The organism is Pseudomonas sp. LS1212, assembly GCF_024741815.1.
GTDB lineage: Bacteria > Pseudomonadota > Gammaproteobacteria > Pseudomonadales > Pseudomonadaceae > Aquipseudomonas.
Window position 1 is genome coordinate 2,783,992 of the sequence record NZ_CP102951.1, and the last position, 18,235, is coordinate 2,802,226.

Here is an 18,235-nt window from a genome sequence, read left to right on the forward strand (position 1 = left end):
GCCCCCATTTAGGGGGCTTCGGGTAGCATCTAGTTACTCCGCCTTGAAACAGTAAACAGCCAGCTTGTTCCCATCCAAATCACGAGCGTAAGCGGCATAGGCATTTTCAGCCCAGCCACGAGGGCCTGGCTGGCCTTCGCTAACGCCACCGTTTGCTAATGCAACTTCATGGAAAGCTTGAACAGCAGCACGGTTAGGGGCTTCAAAGCTTACTGTGACACCGTTGCCGATAGTGGCAGGATTTCCGTTAGCCGGTTTGAGCACAAAGAACGAAGGCTTATCGACGCCCCAGATCGATCCGGCCTCGTCGAGATCGGCAACGCGATTCAGGCCGATCTCCTTCAAAACAACGTCATAGAATGCGCGTGCTTTTTTCAGATCGTTGGTGCCGACGGTAACGTGAGTAAAAACGGACATCTTTGTTTCCTTTCTATTGGTGGTGATTGGAGTGTCGACCGGATCGAATGCCGGCTGAATCTCAGTAATGGATGACGGTGCGAATGCTTTGCCCGGTATGCATCAGGTCGAATGCTTTGTTGATTTCTTCAAGAGGCATGTTGTGGGTGATAAACGTTTCCAACGGGATCTCTCCACGGCTGGCCTTCTCGACATAGCTGGGGAGTTCTGTACGGCCCTTCACGCCACCGAACGCGCTACCGCGCCACACGCGGCCGGTAACCAGCTGGAATGGGCGAGTACTGATTTCTTGTCCTGCGCCGGCAACGCCGATGATGGTCGATTCACCCCAACCCTTGTGACAGCATTCCAGTGCCGCCCGCATCAACTGAACGTTGCCTACGCACTCGAAGGAATAATCCACACCGCCATCGGTGAGTTCGACGATGACGTCCTGGATAGGCTTTTCGTGTTCCTTGGGATTGATGAAATCTGTCGCGCCCAACGACACCGCAACGTCCCGCTTGGCTGGGTTGATATCGACTGCAATGATGCGCCCGGCGTTGGCCATCTTTGCGCCAATGATCGCGGCGAGGCCGATACCCCCGAGCCCAAAGATCGCGACGCTAGCACCAGCCTCAACCTTAGCGGTATTGAGTACAGCGCCAATACCTGTGGTCACCCCGCAGCCGAGCAGGCAAACCTGATCCAGCGGAGCGTCCTTAGGAATCTTCGCCAGAGAAATTTCGGGCAACACGGTGTATTCGGAGAATGTCGAGCAGCCCATGTAGTGGAACAGTGGCTTACCTTCATATGAAAAACGTGAGGTGCCGTCGGGCATCAAGCCTTTGCCTTGGGTCGCGCGGACTGCCTGGCAGAGGTTAGTCTTGCCGGACAGGCAAAACTTGCACTGCTTACATTCAGCGGTATAGAGCGGAATTACATGGTCGCCGACTTGCAGTGAAGTTACGCCTTCGCCAATGGCTTCGATGACGCCACCGCCTTCATGCCCCAACACGCTGGGGAAAATTCCTTCAGGATCGCTTCCCGAAAGAGTAAAGGCATCGGTGTGACAGACACCCGTGGCGACGATGCGAACGCGTACTTCCCCGGCCTTCGGAGGGGCTACATCGATAGTAACTAACTGCAACGGTTCATTGGGTGCAAACGCGACCGCAGCCCTGGACTTCAAGGTCTGTGCTGACATGGAAGAGCCTTGTGACTAAGTGTGAAAATTGCCCCTGGTGTATGAAGCCAGGGGCATGGTGTTAGATGTCTTTCAGCAGCCGCAATGCATCGTAGATGGCGGCATGTGTATTACGCGCTGAGACTGCATCCCCAATCCGGAATAGCTGAAAACGGCCTTCAGGGTGGGTAACAATGTTCTGGGCTTTTCCAGCGATCAGATTGTGCTGCTCGACCGCGCCGCCATTGCTCGAATGGGGACGTAGATCGAAGTACAAATCGTCCAAAGGAATTGTGCCGTGGTTGATCACGACCTGATCGACCATCCTTTGCTTATTCACTCGGCCATAATCACTGCCGAAATTGACTGCCAGCTTACCGTCGCGTTTTTCCACAGAATCGACCCGATACGTGACGGTGAAGGTAACGTCCAGGTCTTGCAGGCTGCGCATGTAAGGCACCAGGTTCATGGCCATCACCTCCGGCGAAAACGCGCGGTCAGGTGTAACGATTTCCAGCGTTGCACCGCTCTTGGCAATGACTTCCGCAGCCTGCAACGCGGCATGATCACCAGCGTCATCGAAGATCAGTACATTCTTGCCTGGCTTGACGTCGCCCGAAATGATGTCCCAAGTCGACACCACCAGTTCGTTGCCCTGTTGGAGCACCTCTGTGTGCGGCAAGCCACCTGTGGCAACAATCACCACATCTGGTTCTTCAGCAAGCACGGTCTCGGCCTCGACCCAAGTGTTGAAGTGGAACTTCACACCGAGGCGTTCGCACTGAGTCATGCGCCAGTCGATGATGCTGATCATCTCCCGGCGACGCTCGCTAAGAGAGGTCAACCGGATCTGTCCGCCGGGCTGGTCAGCAGCTTCGAACACCGTAACGTCGTGGCCGCGTTCACCGGCGACACGGGCTGCCTCCAGGCCCGCCGGGCCGGTTCCGATCACTACCACCTTTCGCTTGGCCGGTGCTTTGGGAATTTCATGGGGCATGGTGGTTTCACGCCCGGTCGCAGCATTGTGGATGCAATACGCCGCGCCGCCCTGATAGATGCGATCCAGGCAGTAGTTGGCACCTACGCAGGGGCGGATTTCCTCTTCGCGCTTTTCGATGATCTTGCGCACGATGTGCGGATCGGTCATGTGTGCTCGGGTCATACCGATCATGTCCACCTTCCCTGAGGCGATGGCATGTCGCGCCGTTGCTACATCCGGGATCTTGGCTGCATGGAAGGTAGGGAAACCGGTAGCAGAGCGGATTTCGCCGGCAAAATCGAGGTGCGGAGCGTTACGCATGCCTTGAATCGGGATCACATCGGTCAGGCCGGCGTCGGTATCAATGTGTCCACGAACTACGTTAAGGAAGTCGACCAGACCACTGTTTTTGAGCATGTGTGAGATCTGGATACCGTCTTGGGCACCGAAACCACCGGGCAGATCTTCATCGCCGGTGTAGCGAACCCCGAGCAGGAAATCTTCGCCGCAGCGCTGACGGATGCCGCGCAGAATGTCAAAGGTAAAGCGCAGACGGTTTTCCAGCGAGCCGCCGTAAGGGCCGTCGAGATCGTTGGTCAGTGGAGACCAGAACTGATCCATCAGGTGGCCATAAGCCTGCAGCTCCAGACCATCCAGGCCTGCAGCCTTCATGCGTTCGGCGGCATCCACGTAATCCTTGATGATGCGATCAATGTCCCAGTCTTCCATCTTTTTCGGGAAGGCTCGGTGAGACGCCTCACGCCGATGAGAAGGCGATACGACCGGAAGCCAGTCAGCCTTGTCCCAGCGCGTACGCCGCCCCAAGTGGGTAAGTTGAATCATCACCGCCGCACCGTGTTCGTGGCATTCGTCGGTTAGATCCTTCATCCATTTAACCACCTCGTCCTTGTACGCCAGCACATTGTTGAACACAGGCGGGCTGTCGCGGGAAACAGCGGCGGAGCCAGCGGTCATGGTCAGCGCTACACCGGCCTTTGCGCGCTCAACGTGATAAGCCCGGTACAGATCCTTGGGCATGCCGTCGACAGGGTAGGCCGGCTCATGGGAGGTAGTCATGATCCGGTTTCTGAGGGTCAGGTGTTTGATCTTGTAGGGCTGCAGCAAGGGATCGCTGGACATTGTGTTGTGCTCCTGGACAGAACATCAGGCTTGGTTTTGACAACAAGGTATGTTGAATGTACATGTGTGTCAATGATAAAGACGTAGGTGTACATTTTGCTTGCATGACAAAAAAAACGGGGCTAACATCCGGTCGAAACAGCAGATGATCTGGCTCGTTCGCGCCAGTCATTCAATGCACCGATTCAGGAGTGCCCAAGGACTATGAAAGTGCTCGTAGCGGTAAAACGCGCCATCGACCCGAACGTGAAGGTTCGAGTGAAAGCTGACGGTTCAGGCGTAGACCTGAATGGCGTGAAAATGGCCTTGAACCCGTTCTGCGAAATCGCTGTGGAGGAGGCAATTCGCCTCAAGGAAAAAGGAGTGGCGTCCGAGGTGGTGGTGGTTTCTGTAGGCACCTCTGCTGCGCAAGAACAATTACGCACGGCATTGGCGCTCGGTGCGGATCGAGCAGTCCTGGTCGAAACTAGCGCGGTGCAAGAGCCGCTCAATGTGGCCAAATACCTGAGCAAAGTTATCGATAACGAAAAGCCGCAATTGATCCTTTTCGGCAAACAGGCGATCGACCAGGAGAACAACCAGACCGGGCAGATGGTTGCGCAGTTGATAGGTAGCGGTCAGGCCACCTATGCGTCAGCTGTCAACTATGCCGATGGTCAATGGGTCGTCGAGCGCGAGGTCGATGGCGGTAGCCAGGTTGTGGCCCTCTCAGCGCCTGCAGTTGTCACCTGCGATCTGCGCCTGAATGAACCGCGCTATGCCTCGTTGCCGAACATCATGAAAGCCAAGAAAAAACCGCTTGAGGTGATTGCCGCTGACAGTTTGGGCGCGAGCGTGAAGGAACACACTCGGCTGCTAGAGGTGGCGCCACCGCCAGTTCGTAAAGCCGGTATCAAAGTCGGTTCGGTATCCGAACTGGTGGAAAAACTTAAATATGTTGCGGGGGTGATTTGATGCGCACATTGGTTATGGCCGAACACGCAGCTGGTCAACTTACTGCAGGCACCCTGAGCGCCGTTACTGCCGCTATCGATCTAGGTCTTGAAACTGATCTGCTTGTAATCGGCGGGCAAGACGCGGCGGCAGCGGCGGAACAAGCGGCACATACGAAGGGAGTACGTCGGGTATTGCTCGTTCAGGTGGCGATGTTCGAGAAGCCGTTGGCGGAGAACGTTCAACCGCTGATCACCCGGCTGGTGGCTGAGGAATATACGCATGTTCTTGCCGATGCAAGCAGCATGGGCCGTAATGTGCTGCCTCGGGTAGCGGCGAGCTTGGATGTAGGCATGCTTTCGGACGTGACGAAAGTTTTGTCAGAAGACACTTTCCTGCGTCCTATTTATGCAGGTAACGCTCTCGCCACGGTTCAATCGCTTGACCCAATTAAATTACTTACCATCCGCGCTTCCGCGTTTGCCCCAGCTACGTCACGCCCGGATCGCTGCAATGTGGTGGTCGTTGACGGCGGGCAAAACGCGACCAATGTTCGTTTTGTAAGCGAACAGCTAACGGTTAGCGAAAGGCCCGAACTTTCGAACGCTCGCGTTGTGGTTTCCGGCGGCCGCGGAATGCAAAGCAAAGAAAACTTTGCATTGATCAAGCGTGTGGCAGACAAGCTTGGCGGAGCCGTAGGTGCATCGCGCGCAGCTGTGGATTCTGGTTTCGCCCCGAACGACCTGCAGGTAGGGCAAACGGGCAAAATCGTGGCACCGGATTTGTATATCGCCGCTGGTATCAGTGGAGCCATTCAACACCTGGCGGGTATGAGTGGTTCAAAAGTGATTGTTGCGATCAACCAGGATGCTGAGGCTCCGATCGCCCAAGTGGCGGATTACATGTTGGTGGCAGACCTTTTTGAAGCGTTACCGGCGCTTGAAAAGTCGCTGTGAGTGGTGCCCGGTGATAGTGCTGGGCGCCAAATTTATAACAGCCTGATGATAGCTAGGGTGAGCCCGTGCAGCGCGACCAAATGGAGTTCGATGTAGTGATCGTGGGGGGCGGGCCTGCTGGCCTAGCGACCGCTTGCCGTCTCAAACAACTGGCCGCTGCCTACGGTCAAGACCTAAGCGTATGCATAGTCGAAAAAGGCTCTGAAATCGGTGCACATATCCTGTCAGGAGCAGTATTCGAGACCCGCGCGCTCGATGAGCTGTTCCCGGACTGGCAAGCCCAGGGTGCACCGGTGCATACAAAAGTTCTTCGGGATGATATCTACTGGCTTTCCGGGCCCGAAAAGTTTCGCAGAGTCCCAGGTTGGATGGCACCTAAAACCCTGCACAATGAAGGCAACTACATTATTTCGCTAGGCAATCTATGCAGATGGCTTGCGGAACAGGCCGAAGCTTTGGGCGTGGAGGTCTACCCAGGCTTTGCAGCGAGTGACCTGATCATGGAACAGGGCATAGTCAAAGGTATTATTACTGGCGATATGGGGCTGGATCGAAACGGCCAGGAGCGTGCTGGCTACTTCACGCCCGGAATGGAGTTACGGGCTCGCTACACGGTATTGGCAGAAGGGTGTCGTGGCCATTTGGGTAAACGCGTCATCCAGAATTTCGCCTTGGATAAAGACTCAGATCCTCAGCACTATGCGATTGGCCTCAAAGAAATTTGGGATGTCGATCCTTCGGTTCACGAAGAGGGGCTGGTCGTACACGCGACTGGATGGCCCCTAGACGATGACAACCCTGGGGGTTCCTTTCTGTATCACACGGCCAATCACCAGATCGTTGTTGGGCTGATTGTGGATCTTTGCTACCAGAACCCGCACCTTTCCCCCTTCGAAGAGTTCCAGCGTTACAAGCACCACCCGATCATTCAGCGTTACCTAAAGGGTGGGAAAAGAGTGAGCTACGGCGCACGAGCTATCGCCAAGGGGGGCCACAACTCACTTCCCAAAATGGCGTTTCCAGGTGGGTTGCTTGTGGGGTGCGACGCAGGAACCCTCAATTTCGCTAAAATCAAAGGTACCCACGCTGCAATGAAGTCTGGGATGCTGGCGGCCCAGGCGATATTCGAGGCTGTGAAATCAGGAGCAAATTCGACACAACCGCTGGATGTGTACGAAGAGCTTTTTTCCAGCAGTTGGCTCGGAGAGGAGTTAAAGCGCACCAGAAACTTTGGGCCTGCAATGCACAAACTCGGATCTGTACTTGGCGGAGCGTTCAACCTCTTAGATCAGAACGTTTTTAACGGGCGATTACCATTCACTCTGCGCGACAAGGCTCGGGATCATGAAAAAATGAAATCCGTGTCTGACTCTCCATCGCGGGCTTATTCTAAGCCAGATGGAGTAATAAGTTTCGATCGGTTGTCATCGGTATTTTTGTCTAATACGTACCATGAAGAAGATCAGCCAGTCCACCTCAAATTGGGGGCTGGCAGCATACCGATAGAACTAAATTTGCCGGTTTATGATGAGCCCGCGCAGCGGTACTGCCCAGCGGGAGTATACGAAATCATAAAAACTTCAGGAGCTGAAAAAGCGTTGCAGATCAATGCACAAAATTGCATTCATTGTAAAACCTGCGACATTAAGGATCCTACTCAAAATATTACGTGGGTTCCGCCCGAGGGCGGAGGAGGGCCAAACTATCCAAATATGTGATAGAAATTTTCGCATAACTTAAGCTCATGTCGATATGAGATTAATTGCCTTGTGACTGCGGTCTCATTTTGCTCTCATAAGGAAGGTTGAATTATCTGCTGCCCTGCCAATAACCATTAATACAGTACGCGGAGATACACCATGGTTAGTCATTCGTTTTTCAGTAAAACTGTTTTCGGCTCGCTTGCAGGGGTGGCGATGGCCTTCTGCAGTCTTGTTGCTCAAGCCGAAGATCCCGCGCCTATTCGTATAGGCTGGGTTAATTGGTCGGATACGGAAATTGCTGTAAAGCTAGCAAATACCGCAATACAAGACCACCTGAAGCAGCCGGTGAAATTGGTTCTGGCCGATATTGGTATCCAATTTCAAGCGTTGGCTAACGGCAATATCGACCTGATCCCGATGGTCTGGCTGCCGAGCACTCACAAGGCATTCTATGATAAATACCGCGACAAGCTTGAAGATCTCGGCGTGCTTTATGAGGGGCGAATCGGCATGGCGGTGCCTACTTCTATTCCAACCAGTGAGATCGCCAGTGTCGAAGACCTTAACAAGCCAGAGGTAAGACAAAAACTCGGCGGCAAAATCTTGACTTCCGAAGTAGGTAATGGTCAATATAAGCTGACGGAGAAGGCCATCAAAGAATATAATCTTGATGGCTATAAAATGGTTGCCTCTTCAGAATCTGGAATGTTGAGCGAGTTGGATCGTAACCTGAAGCGTGACAAGTGGTCTTTGATTAACGCATGGAGCCCGCACTGGATGTTCTCTAAGTGGTCGCTGCGTTATTTGGACGATCCCAAGCAGATTTTCGGCGGTGCTGAGAAAATCCATGCTGTTGCCCGCAAAGGTTTTAGCGCGGAGCACCCCGAAGTTGCTCGATTCTTCGCCAACTATACGATTCCTCAAGCTGACCTTGAGAAACTGATGTTTACTGCGCGTGACAGCTCGGCAGACCAGGTTGTTGCAGCCTACTACGCAGCTAACAAGCCCCGCTTTGAGGCAATGTTTGACGCCAACACCGCATCCACGACGGCGGTTCAGCAATAACAGCCGCTTTCCTGTAGCTATTTTGCAGTTTGGTGCCCTTGACGGAGAGTGAAGGGCACCGGCTGCATCGAATGAAACGTTAAGGCGATATCCCTTGAAAACTACAGCCTATCGTAGCTTTACAATCGATGAAGCTGTCGATTGGGTGAAGCGACTCTGCGAATCAAAAGGTTGTTCACCGGCAGTGGCCGAATCATTAGCCCGCGCCACAGTGGCTGCACAAACCCGCGGTAATGAAGCAGTTGGTTTTCGTCATCTTGCTGATTACTTGTCCGGCTTTTCATCTGGTCGAATAGATCCGCGTGCCGAGCCAAGAATCTCATCTTCCAGCCCGATTATCTTCAAATCTGATGCGAGAGGCGGGATAGCACAGCTGGGCGTAGATCGGTGTTTCGATTCGTTGTGCCATGCCGCATACGAAAATGGTATGGCCACACTGAGCCAGTGCAATAGCTTTACAAGCGGTGAACTGGGTGACTATACAATTCGTCTTGCCAAGGCCGGCCTGATTGCGTTGGCGGTCGCCAATGGCCCAGCGCTCGTTGCAGTTCCTGGATCTAAGGGCAAGACCTATTCTACAAATCCGCTCTCATTTGCAGCGCCGTCGGCGGATGGCATACCTCTGATGTTTGACCAGGCGTGCAGCGCTACTGCATTCGTAAATATCGCTCATGCCGCGTCGACGGGTAGCGACCTTCCTGATGGATGGGCGGTGGATCAGCATGGGAATGGAACACGTAACGCCTTGGAGGCGTTGGGCGGTGCACTTCTTCCTTTCGGTGGTTACCGTGGGGCTAATCTGATACTCATGGTTGAGGTTTTGGCCGCAGGTCTAACTGGCGCTAATTGGTCGATTGATTCGCCGGCTTTCCACCAAGGGGCTCAGACACCAGGATGTGGTCTACTGATTCTAGCCCTCGCTCCGGATTTCTTTTCATCAGGGCTCGAGCACCGACTAGCAAGTCAGTTGGCCCGATTGACTGAAATGGGAGTCCATAGGCCAGGATGGGAGCGCCAACGTTCAACGGTTAGTTCGGAGATCAATGGGATCAGACTTCCTATTGATCTGCTGGATAAGCTAAGCAATATGTAATTTTCTTTAGAGCTGCGTACATGCTCTTTAATCCATATCTCTAGAAAGGGATCGATAGCGATGAAAAGTGGCGCTGACGTGTTATCTGCGGATCATGAGTTGATTAAGAGCGGACGGCTACTTCAGCGATCACTTCAGAAAATCCTGTCGAGCAATATAGGCGGTGCTACCGTAGCGCTAGATACGGCTGAGGCGTGTGCTACAGCTCTAAGTTCTGCGCAATGGAGTATTGCAAAGGCATCGGAGGCCCCACATGAATTTCCCGCATCGCTGGAGTCCTATTTGTCTCACGCGCTTAACTCTGCGCCGAGGACGAACGAATATTTGGGTGCAGTGCTGGATGCGTTAGGCATTATTTTGCCTCGCGCTTCCTGGATGAAACGAGAGGCCAAGCTTGGCCAGGACGATTCGTTCGTGGAGAGGCATCGCCATGCGATGATTACAGGCGCGGGGGGGATATTCGAATGTCCTACCTTAACATTGGGATTAGCGCTGATGGCGCCTTTTAACTGCTATCCATTTCATAATCACCCCCCGGCTGAATTCTATCTCGTGCTTTCGCCGGGCGAATGGTACCGAGAGGGCTCGGATTGGTGGAGTCCTGGAGCTGGCGGGCTGGTATTCAACCCTCCCTCATGCATCCATGCAATGAAATCAACGGATGTTCCTCTTTTGGCGCTGTGGGGTTTGTTTCATTAGTAGCCTATTTATAGTGGACGAGAATGGATAATTAGGCAGTTGCGTAGCTATATCCGCATGCGGCATTTGGCTTGTTATTCGAGAAAAAAACATGTCGTTTAATATTCGTGCGTGACGTTGACGTCCAAGCGGAGGGGGCAATATTTCTTGGGTTGATGGTTTCGGGGGGGCTGCAGCATTTCAATAGCAATTGCGTACCGCATTTGCACTTAGTTCAGTTCACAAGCATGGGCCAAGCCATCATGCCTCAGCCGTGGACTATATCAATCGAGAGTGGGTAGTCGAGCGAGAAGTTGATTACAGCGCGTAGCGCAGCTGAATTTCAAGGATTCGAACCCTGAGGCACCGACAGCACTATTAGTTTGCACCAGCTTTAGCCCGAGGAGATAAAATGAATAATATAGGCAGTTTTGACAGCATGCCGATCATGCGAAGAGTAAAAGGTCGAGTGCTGGTCGGTGGTAGTGCCCAAGCAGGCATCTGCGCTACCAGGAACATGTTGAGTTTCTGGGGCGGATACGATCCGGCAACTGGAGAGATCGTTGATCGACACCATCCATTGAGTGAAGAAAACTTGACCGGAAGGATCTTTGCGCTGCCCAAGGGCAAAGGGTCGAGCACCGGAAGCGCAGTGCTACTCGATGCGCTGCATTCGGGCCATGCTCCAGCGGGAATCATACTCAACAAAGTTGACGAGATCATTGTGCTCGGCGTGGTGGTGTTCGAGGAGTTCTTCGATCGGAAGATTCCAGTGGTGCAACTGGACGACCTTGACTTCGAAGCGATCTTCTTGGCCAGCGGCGCAAGTATTTCTGATGACGGAACGGTAACTCTCTATGAATGACTTCATGCATGATATCGAACTTTCCGAACGTGATCAGGCCATGCTCGCAGGCGAGGAAGGGCGGGCGGCCCAGATTGCCCTGCGCATCATCATCAGGATCGCAGCCGTCCAGGGCGCGAAGAAGCTGTTGGACATTTCCAACGTCCACGTCGGTGGCAGCATTTACACAGGGCAGGCGAGTTTAAATGTGATTGAGACCCTTGCCGAATGGGGGGCACAGGTACGGGTACCGACGTCCATTAACGCAATTTCCATCGACCGTCTGCGCTGGAGAGATCAGAATGTCGATCCTGAATTTGCCAGCTATGCCGACCGTCTGGCCACAGCGTTTGAGAAGATGGGCGCCAAGCCCATTTTCTCATGTACCCCCTACGTCTTTCCGGATAGTCCAAAGCTTGGAGATGACATTGTATGGGCGGAGTCAAATGCCATCGTCTATTCCAACAGCGTGCTGGGCGCCAGGACTAACCGACATGGTGACTTTCTCGACATCTGCGCGGCCATCACCGGCAGGGCACCTTATTGCGGGCTGCACCTGGATGAAAACCGCAAAGGCAACTTCCTCATTAATGTTCCACACCTGACAAATCTGGACAGCTCCTTCTACACGGTGCTGGGCTACCTGATCGGCAAGCATGCTGGCTCGGATATACCGGTAATCAACGGCTTGCACGAAAAGCCGAGCGTCGAAGATCTCAAGTACCTCAGTTCGACTTTGGCCACCTCCGGCGCAGTGGGAATGTTTCATATGGTTGGTGTCACACCAGAAGCGCTGACGCTCGAACAAGCGCTTGGAGGGGGCCAAGCATCACGCACCCTGGACGTTACCCGCGAAGACCTTCTGTCGGTGTTCGCCAAGCTTTCCACCGCCCATGATGAAAAGCTCGATCTCGTGCTACTGGGCAGTCCGCATTTCACCCTAGGTGACTTCAAGGAGTTGGCTGAACTCGTGGATGGAAAGCAAGCGAGCGGGAAGTGCGATGTCTTGATCACTACCAGCCAGTTCGTCTACAAGCAGGCCCAGGATACCGGTTATGTCGAGCGCATCGAGCGATTTGGAGCTAGGGTCAGCACCGACCTATGCCTGTGCATGCTGAACGCGTCGATGTTCCCGCCCGCCACGAAAACTGCCATGACCAATTCCGGAAAGTTCGCCCACTACGGCCCTGGATTGATTGGCAAAGGGGTGTATTTCGGGAGTCTTCAGGACTGTGTCAACTCTGCCATAGCTGGCAAGCGAGTCATCGAAAATCCCCGCTGGTTACAGTGAAGAGCCTGATTCCGTAGCTTTCCAAGCCATGCCAGATGCTACCGCTGAGGCCGGCGGCTGGTATAGGCCCAATTACTGCAACTTAGAGAGGGGCCGTTCAATTCAGATCATTTCTGCCGAACAGATAAATGCCGTGCTCGACTGGAGTGGCGTGCTTGTGGTGCTTCTTCGCGCCCACATGGGGCCGCGTCCAATCAACGATGACTATTTCATCGGCGATACCGATTACGGACTTTTCAGACGCGGGGATATTTGCCAGAGGCGTTCCCAAGTCCGTTGTTGGGCCAGAAAGCTAGCTGCCCCCGGGTTCCCAAGGCCATCCAACCGTTGCAGGTTCAATGCGAGGTCTGCCGAGGAAAGTTATAAGGCTGGAATCGAGTCCGGGTTGGGCATCGAGGTGCCGAAGCACCTCAATCGCAAATTGGTGCTCGATGACAAGGTCCTGGATCTGCATTTCCGGACCGTAATGCTGGCTCATGATCTGTTCCCGGGATTGACCCATGCCAACTTGTGTGAAGATCTGACTGCCGATACGCTGCGTCAGCCTGGATGGATGGACCACCCAAATGGTGTCGTGGGGTTCGGCAGGTTGGTGGGTGTCGTCAGTGACTTCGACGCCGCTCGGGTTGCTTACGACCGATTGCTCGGTCCGGAGCGCGTGTGCTGTCAAACCGATCGCCTCCTGCTTGGTTTTGGTGAGGGTGCGGACATCGAGCTGATTTCCCCTGCCGAAGCCCAGGCACGTGGAGATGCCAACCCAGCACGCGGTGAGGCCTATCTCGCCGCTGCCACGTTACTGGTAAGAGACATCGAGGAGACTTCCAAGTTGTTCGAAAGGAACGATGTCAGCTTCCACAGCACTGCTGACGGTTTGCTTCGAGTGGATCCCGCTCACGCTTGTGGTGCTCGCCTGTACTTCAAGCAGATTTGAAGGTTAATCTCAGTCCCAGTAGCGCCTATCGCCTGGGGCTTCTTTCTAGGGCGAAAAGCGTCTGTCGACTTCAAGCAGCCGGGCATCTCGGCTGAAGGCTTTGAAATGACACCTTTGGAATACCAACAGCTCGACGCCCTGAGCCTTGCCGCTGCGCTGCGAAATGGCGAAACCACACCCTTCGAGTTGATGAGTATCGCTGTCCAACTTGCACAGAGCCGAGCTGAGCCGTTGAATGCGATTGTTGAACCTCGCTATGATCAAGCGTTGGAAGATGCCCGCAAGTCATGCCTAATCGGTTGTTTTGCCGGGTTGCCGTTCCTGCTTAAGGATTCCGGACTACCATCAACACGCCTGCCTTCGTCGATGGGCTCACGTCTTTTCCACGACACCCGATTCGATGTGGATAGCACCTTGGTCCAGCGGTTCGAAGCGGCGGGGCTGATCAGCTTTGCCCGGACAGCGGTGCCTGAACTGTGCATGGCGCCCACCACAGAGGCCGTGGCCAACGGCGGTCCGACGCTCAATCCTTGGGATCCAGCACGGTCGGCCGGCGGTTCCAGTGGTGGGTCCGCCGTGACGGTTGCCTTGGGTGTGGTGCCAATGGCCCATGGCAGTGATGGCGGTGGGTCCATCCGGGGGCCGGCGTCCTGTTGCGGCGTTTTTGGATTCAAGCCTTCGCGAGGGCTCTTGCCCATGGGGCCAACCCGAGGCGAGGGCTGGGGAGGGCTCTCCACAGATGGCGTTCTGACGCGTACCGTAAGGGATACCGCGGCTGTGCTTGACGCAATCAAGCAGCCAGAACCTGGTGCTCCTTATGCCGGGCCGGCTTCGCCAATTTCCTTTTTGGCAAACCTACAGCGCCCGTTCGACCGCCGCTTGCGTATAGCCAAGTGGGCAGATGGATGGGAGGGGATTGACGTTGACCCTGAGTGCAGGGCTGCTGTCGACACAACAGAATCGCTGCTCGTTGCGCAAGGGCACACTGTGGTGGAAATCAGTCCTCCACCTCTTTCATTTGAACGGTTTTTCACGTCCTTCATCGACGTGATTGCCGCAAATGCGGTGGTTAGCATCGATGCCCAGGTGAAGGGCAAATCAGTTAGTGAGTGGAGCGCCTTGGTCGAGCCGGCGATCCTGGGGGCATACCAGCATGGTAAAGGGATCGCCGCAGCGGACTACATAACGGCGATCAACTTCTTTCACCAGGTCTCTCGGGTGATGGCGCATCATATGCGCGGCTTCGACTTGATGCTAACGCCTGCCTTGAGCGAATTGCCTATCAAATTGGGCGTTTTGACGATGCAGGAAGACTTTCGAACCTTCAGGCTCAAGTGTGCACGCTTTGCTCAATTCTTGGCCATCATCAACGCATCTGGTCAGCCTGCAGCTAGCGTGCCGGTTCATTGGACCGGAAAGGGAGTGCCTGTGGGTATTCAATTGGTAGGCCATTTCGGTGATGACAATACAGTCCTCAGCGTATCTAAACAGTTGGAGCATGCGGCTCCTTGGTTTGGACGGTACGCCAAATAGGCGGCAGACGTTTTGCGAAAGGTAGCTGGTGAAGTATCCGGTTGCTCTTTGCCAGACAGATGACTTGGCTATACTGAATTGAAGAAATACGAGCGGGCCTTAGCGTCTAAACATTATTCAAGTTTAGTAACACAACTGACCACCGCGGAGGAGTGGCCCTTAACTCATTGATATCTCGGTTTATTTTTAATCATCAGTTTTATCATTTTTCATTAACGGTCACAGCTCATGGACATATCTGACATAGCACCAGATTTAACATAATATACATTATGCGAAGTATCCTATGCGGGGCTGGGGGCGGAGTGAAGTGCTTTTCACCTGGTGATCAGGTTGTGGCCCCCCCTTAAAGATGGCGCCTTAAGTGGCGCCATCTTTAAGGGGGGGCCACAAAAATTCGTATCGGCGCAGATGAAGAAGCACAGAAGCCATCGTCATGCTCGTGACGGCTTTTTTCTCGCATGCGAGAAGTTCGGCCTGGCCAACCTGTGTGCAACAACGGCCATCGCCTCGGCAATATAAGCAGCGTCACCGGTGTCGTAAGCATCAGACAAAAAGACAGTTACGGCCTCCGAATCAACCAGCGAGTCCGCAGGATCATAATCATGAATCGGCTCTGTCATTTGATCACCTGGGAAAAAATTTGAACCCAACATGTGGCTCTGAAAATAAACGCTGGATAATCACCTGCCAAGACGCTGCTGACGGAACTGGCGACCTGATCGTACCTTTGCCTGACGAACTTCTGGCGGCTATCGGTTTGAACTGCGGTGACAAGCTGGACATGGAAAAACAACCAGACGGCACGATAACCCTGACGCCAGTTCATTCGCAGGATTGATTCTGCCATTCAAAGCCTACACGTCTGAACGCTGAATGCGGGAGTTTCGCAGGCGCGAAAATGGCGGCGTGGGAGTTCTTCATCACACTCCCGCCTCTTTTTGATAAACTTCAGGAATAACTCAACTAAATGACTATTTAGTTGAGTTATATGTGGTCGCGTCCGAACTGCTATTGCCACACCGTCACGGCACATCCTCGCGCTGATGCGCTGCGGGCGTACCGCTCCTTGTGTAGCGTAGCTTCAATGCCCTGCCCTTCAGATCTTCATCAACTGAATGACTAAAAGTATTTCTGACTTACTCGATTCGCTAACCTTGGAACGAAACATCGAAGGCAAGAAAGACAAACCAGTCTGAGCCCCCGTGGTTTTTTCCTCCGTCAAACCACCCAAAATTACCACTTCACCACTACGCATCTGCACGTCAGTGGTCAATTGACGCTTAGTCAATGTCGGGCTGTTGTTCACGCCGGTCGTGGTGGCCACGAAGTTAGAAACCTGTTGATCGATAGTCAGATCCAGCACCCCCACCGCAGGCCGTCCCGGCCTGCCGCCAATGATTTAGCTGCTAAATCGGCTACCAACTAAGGATTTTTTTCGCGCACGCGAAAATGAGGTACCCAGCACCCTCCCTCAACCACTGCTACCGAAACATTTTGCGGATATAATGTCCCGCTCGCTTTTTGATTAGGACTGCGGCTACGTGCGCTCCTCCGGCAGCCATGCGCTTGTGCTACGCAGCGGGCGCGGTGGCCGTTGGTGCTAAGGGAGATCGCCAGGTCTCCATTGTTGTTTTTGTTCACATGGCGAAGGTTACCGGAGATAGCGCCAGACCAATATCCGATTTCCGGACATCGCTCTCCGTTCCAGGAGTGCGTCTCAGTACTTTGGAGGGGAAATCGCCCAGCGCCGGCCAAAACAGCTCCGGCGCTCTTGTGGCCGATGGACCGCCCCTCAAGGCCCCGGATTGGCCTTGGCGACTTCCATCGCAGGTTTGCCTTCGCGGCTGCTGACACCCACCAGCCAGTTTTCAAGCACCTGCGGGTTGGCCTTGATCCACGCCTTGGCGGCGTCGCGCGGCTTCTGGTTGTCGTTGAGGACCGCGTCCATCAACTGGTTTTCCATCTTCAGTGTGAATACCATGTTCTGCAGCAGCTTTCCGACGTTGCCACATTCCTGCAGATAACCTTTGCGCACGTTGGTGTAGACGGTTGCCTGGCCCAGGTTCGGGCCGAAATAATCGTCGCCACCGATGAGGTATTTCATGTCGTTACGGGTATTCATCGGGTGTGGTTCCCACCCCAGGAACACCATCCATTCGTTCTTGCGGGCGGCCCGTTTGAGTTGCGAGAGCATCCCCGCCTCGCTGGACTCGACCAGCTTGAAGTCCTTGAGCCCAAAGGCATTCTTGTCGATCATGGCCTGGATCAGCCGGTTGCCGTCGTTGCCGGGTTCGATGCCGTAGATCCTGCCGTCCAGTTGCTGCTTGAAGCGGGCGATATCGGCAAAGCTTTTCAGCCCCGCATCATAGGCATAGCCCGGCACGGCAAGGGTGTACTTGGCGCCTTCAAGGTTGGCCCGGACGGTTTCCACGGTGCCCGCTTCGCGATACGTCCTGATGTCGCTTTCCGTGGTCGGCATCCAGTTGCCGAGGAAGACATCGATGTCCTTGCCCCCGGCCAGGGATTTATAGGTCACCGGTATCGAGAGCAGCGTGGTCCGGGTGGTGTAACCCAGCAATTCGAGCACCTCGCTGGCCAGGGCGGTGGTGACCGTGATATCGGTCCAGCCGACATCGGAAAAACGCACGGTGCTGCACGACTCGGGCTCTTGCGCGTAGGCCAGCAGCGGCAAGTTCAGTGCAGCGGTCAACAGCAGCGATGTACAGGCTTTCATGGGACATGACTCCTTCAGGTTGTCGTCGGCAGCGTGCGACCGGCAAGTGCCGGCTGGTGTTGAGATTTTTTTGTTTTTATCGGTCTTGTGATACACCAAACCAATGCAAGGCTGCAGGGGTGGTATTGAGGTAGACATGCTTGAGTTCAGTGAACTCATCGAGCCCCGCACGCGACAGTTCCCGGCCAATGCCGCTGGATTTGTAGCCGCCCCAGGGCGCTTGGGGAAATGCTGCGTTGTAATCGTTGATCCATAACGTACCCACCCGCAAACGCCGGGCCATTCGATAGGCCTTGCCGAGGTCCTGGGTCCAGACCCCGGCTGCCAGTCCATACGGCGTGTCATTGGCCAGCTGGAGCGCTTGCTCCTCGCCGCTGAAGCGTTCGACGGTGATGACCGGGCCGAAAATTTCTTCCCGGGCAATGCGCATGGCCCGGCAATCATGGTCAGCACCAGGTCTCGCTGGCTCGCGGAAATCACCGGTCCCATCTGGGTCGACGGGTCCAGCCCGTTGCCCAGGCGGATACGGGCAATGCGCTGCTGCAATGCGTGTATGAAACGATCATGGATCGGGTCTTCCACCAGCAGCCGCGAACCCGCTGAGCAGATTTGTCCCGCATTGAAAAACACAGCATTGAGCGCTTGGTCCAGGGCCACTTCGAAGTCGGCGTCGGCGAACACGATATTGGGATTTTCCCTCCCCATTGCCCGTCGATAAACAGCTGCATGTCCGACATTTGCATCTCCTGGCTGACGACTCGATAGCGTCA

18 protein-coding genes and 1 pseudogene are annotated in these 18,235 nt (G+C 54.4%); 11 read left to right on the forward strand and 8 right to left on the reverse strand.

Annotation, left to right across the window (positions count from 1 at the left end):
- Window positions 1-33: 33 nt before the first annotated feature.
- From NVV94_RS13175 to NVV94_RS13185, 3 genes are all read right to left on the reverse strand, one after another.
- Window positions 34-417 (reverse strand): VOC family protein, encoded by a 384-nt coding sequence (locus tag NVV94_RS13175; protein WP_258447541.1) that lies wholly within the window; start codon window positions 415-417, stop codon window positions 34-36.
- A 61-nt stretch (window positions 418-478) separates the two neighbouring features.
- A complete protein-coding gene (locus tag NVV94_RS13180) occupies window positions 479-1,603 on the reverse strand; it encodes an S-(hydroxymethyl)glutathione dehydrogenase/class III alcohol dehydrogenase (protein ID WP_258447542.1) in 1,125 nt (374 codons plus the stop codon).
- A gap of 61 nt (window positions 1,604-1,664) precedes the next feature.
- Window positions 1,665-3,701, reverse strand: coding sequence for an NADH:flavin oxidoreductase (locus NVV94_RS13185; protein WP_258447543.1), 2,037 nt, complete (start codon window positions 3,699-3,701; stop codon window positions 1,665-1,667).
- Window positions 3,702-3,905: 204 nt separating this feature from the next.
- Between NVV94_RS13185 and NVV94_RS13190 the strand changes: the two genes are divergently transcribed.
- From NVV94_RS13190 to NVV94_RS13235, 10 genes are all read left to right on the forward strand, one after another.
- Entirely contained in the window at window positions 3,906-4,655 is a 750-nt protein-coding gene (locus tag NVV94_RS13190; RefSeq protein WP_258447544.1) for an electron transfer flavoprotein subunit beta/FixA family protein, read from the forward strand.
- Window positions 4,655-5,590: an electron transfer flavoprotein subunit alpha/FixB family protein gene (locus tag NVV94_RS13195; protein ID WP_258447545.1), complete on the forward strand. Its 936-nt coding sequence runs from the start codon at window positions 4,655-4,657 to the stop codon at window positions 5,588-5,590. The genes NVV94_RS13190 and NVV94_RS13195 overlap by 1 nt, the downstream gene beginning before the upstream one ends.
- A gap of 65 nt (window positions 5,591-5,655) precedes the next feature.
- Window positions 5,656-7,308 carry an electron transfer flavoprotein-ubiquinone oxidoreductase gene (locus tag NVV94_RS13200; protein WP_258447546.1) on the forward strand — a complete coding sequence of 551 codons (1,653 nt, stop codon included), beginning with the start codon at window positions 5,656-5,658 and terminating at the stop codon, window positions 7,306-7,308.
- A 141-nt stretch (window positions 7,309-7,449) separates the two neighbouring features.
- Complete coding sequence (locus NVV94_RS13205) at window positions 7,450-8,358, forward strand: glycine betaine ABC transporter substrate-binding protein (protein ID WP_258447547.1); 909 nt, start codon at window positions 7,450-7,452, stop codon at window positions 8,356-8,358.
- Window positions 8,359-8,452: 94 nt separating this feature from the next.
- Window positions 8,453-9,451, forward strand: coding sequence for an Ldh family oxidoreductase (locus NVV94_RS13210; RefSeq protein ID WP_258447548.1), 999 nt, complete (start codon window positions 8,453-8,455; stop codon window positions 9,449-9,451).
- Between the two features lie 60 nt (window positions 9,452-9,511).
- Complete coding sequence (locus tag NVV94_RS13215; protein ID WP_258447549.1) at window positions 9,512-10,150, forward strand: dimethylsulfoniopropionate lyase; 639 nt, start codon at window positions 9,512-9,514, stop codon at window positions 10,148-10,150.
- Between the two features lie 391 nt (window positions 10,151-10,541).
- Window positions 10,542-10,994 (forward strand): aconitase X swivel domain-containing protein, encoded by a 453-nt coding sequence (locus NVV94_RS13220; protein ID WP_258447550.1) that lies wholly within the window; start codon window positions 10,542-10,544, stop codon window positions 10,992-10,994.
- Between the two features lie 4 nt (window positions 10,995-10,998).
- Window positions 10,999-12,264 carry an aconitase X catalytic domain-containing protein gene (locus tag NVV94_RS13225; protein WP_258447551.1) on the forward strand — a complete coding sequence of 422 codons (1,266 nt, stop codon included), beginning with the start codon at window positions 10,999-11,001 and terminating at the stop codon, window positions 12,262-12,264.
- A gap of 385 nt (window positions 12,265-12,649) precedes the next feature.
- Complete coding sequence (locus NVV94_RS13230; protein WP_258447552.1) at window positions 12,650-13,195, forward strand: VOC family protein; 546 nt, start codon at window positions 12,650-12,652, stop codon at window positions 13,193-13,195.
- A gap of 105 nt (window positions 13,196-13,300) precedes the next feature.
- The gene (locus NVV94_RS13235) at window positions 13,301-14,728 is read left to right on the forward strand and encodes an amidase (protein ID WP_258447553.1); all 1,428 of its coding nucleotides are present in this window, start codon (window positions 13,301-13,303) and stop codon (window positions 14,726-14,728) included.
- Window positions 14,729-15,162: 434 nt separating this feature from the next.
- Here the strand turns inward: NVV94_RS13235 and NVV94_RS13240 are convergent, their stop codons facing one another.
- On the reverse strand, window positions 15,163-15,351 hold the full coding sequence (locus tag NVV94_RS13240) for a hypothetical protein (protein WP_258447554.1): 189 nt from the start codon (window positions 15,349-15,351) through the stop codon (window positions 15,163-15,165).
- Window positions 15,352-15,371: 20 nt separating this feature from the next.
- Here NVV94_RS13240 and NVV94_RS13245 point away from each other — a divergent pair, with 20 nt between their 5' ends.
- Window positions 15,372-15,569, forward strand: coding sequence for an AbrB/MazE/SpoVT family DNA-binding domain-containing protein (locus NVV94_RS13245; protein WP_258447555.1), 198 nt, complete (start codon window positions 15,372-15,374; stop codon window positions 15,567-15,569).
- A gap of 258 nt (window positions 15,570-15,827) precedes the next feature.
- On the opposite strand, the gene NVV94_RS13250 is transcribed toward NVV94_RS13245, so the two are convergent.
- The 4 genes and pseudogenes from NVV94_RS13250 to NVV94_RS13265 all read right to left on the reverse strand — a co-directional run.
- The gene (locus NVV94_RS13250; RefSeq protein WP_258447556.1) at window positions 15,828-16,100 is read right to left on the reverse strand and encodes a hypothetical protein; all 273 of its coding nucleotides are present in this window, start codon (window positions 16,098-16,100) and stop codon (window positions 15,828-15,830) included.
- 423 nt (window positions 16,101-16,523) lie between these two features.
- Window positions 16,524-17,465: a choline ABC transporter substrate-binding protein gene (locus NVV94_RS13255; protein ID WP_258447695.1), complete on the reverse strand. Its 942-nt coding sequence runs from the start codon at window positions 17,463-17,465 to the stop codon at window positions 16,524-16,526.
- Window positions 17,466-17,541: 76 nt separating this feature from the next.
- Window positions 17,542-17,895 (reverse strand): aldehyde dehydrogenase family protein, encoded by a 354-nt coding sequence (locus tag NVV94_RS13260; protein ID WP_258447696.1) that lies wholly within the window; start codon window positions 17,893-17,895, stop codon window positions 17,542-17,544.
- 68 nt (window positions 17,896-17,963) lie between these two features.
- A pseudogene (locus NVV94_RS13265) lies at window positions 17,964-18,170 on the reverse strand (aldehyde dehydrogenase family protein); the annotation flags it as partial.
- Between the last annotated feature and the right edge of the window lie 65 nt (window positions 18,171-18,235).

Bases quoted from the DNA above. Each gene is read 5' to 3' on its own strand.
- NVV94_RS13205 (WP_258447547.1), top strand. From the start codon at position 7,450: ATGGTTAGTCATTCGTTTTTCAGTAAAACTGTTTTCGGCTCGCTTGCA.
- NVV94_RS13220 (WP_258447550.1), top strand. From the start codon at position 10,542: ATGAATAATATAGGCAGTTTTGACAGCATGCCGATCATGCGAAGAGTA.
- NVV94_RS13260 (WP_258447696.1), bottom strand. From the start codon at position 17,895: ATGCGCATTGCCCGGGAAGAAATTTTCGGCCCGGTCATCACCGTCGAA.
- NVV94_RS13255 (WP_258447695.1), bottom strand. From the start codon at position 17,465: ATGAAAGCCTGTACATCGCTGCTGTTGACCGCTGCACTGAACTTGCCG.
- NVV94_RS13235 (WP_258447553.1), top strand. From the start codon at position 13,301: ATGACACCTTTGGAATACCAACAGCTCGACGCCCTGAGCCTTGCCGCT.
- NVV94_RS13240 (WP_258447554.1), bottom strand. From the start codon at position 15,351: ATGACAGAGCCGATTCATGATTATGATCCTGCGGACTCGCTGGTTGAT.
- NVV94_RS13180 (WP_258447542.1), bottom strand. From the start codon at position 1,603: ATGTCAGCACAGACCTTGAAGTCCAGGGCTGCGGTCGCGTTTGCACCC.
- NVV94_RS13175 (WP_258447541.1), bottom strand. From the start codon at position 417: ATGTCCGTTTTTACTCACGTTACCGTCGGCACCAACGATCTGAAAAAA.
- NVV94_RS13190 (WP_258447544.1), top strand. From the start codon at position 3,906: ATGAAAGTGCTCGTAGCGGTAAAACGCGCCATCGACCCGAACGTGAAG.
- NVV94_RS13185 (WP_258447543.1), bottom strand. From the start codon at position 3,701: ATGTCCAGCGATCCCTTGCTGCAGCCCTACAAGATCAAACACCTGACC.
- NVV94_RS13195 (WP_258447545.1), top strand. From the start codon at position 4,655: ATGCGCACATTGGTTATGGCCGAACACGCAGCTGGTCAACTTACTGCA.
- NVV94_RS13225 (WP_258447551.1), top strand. From the start codon at position 10,999: ATGCATGATATCGAACTTTCCGAACGTGATCAGGCCATGCTCGCAGGC.
- NVV94_RS13215 (WP_258447549.1), top strand. From the start codon at position 9,512: ATGAAAAGTGGCGCTGACGTGTTATCTGCGGATCATGAGTTGATTAAG.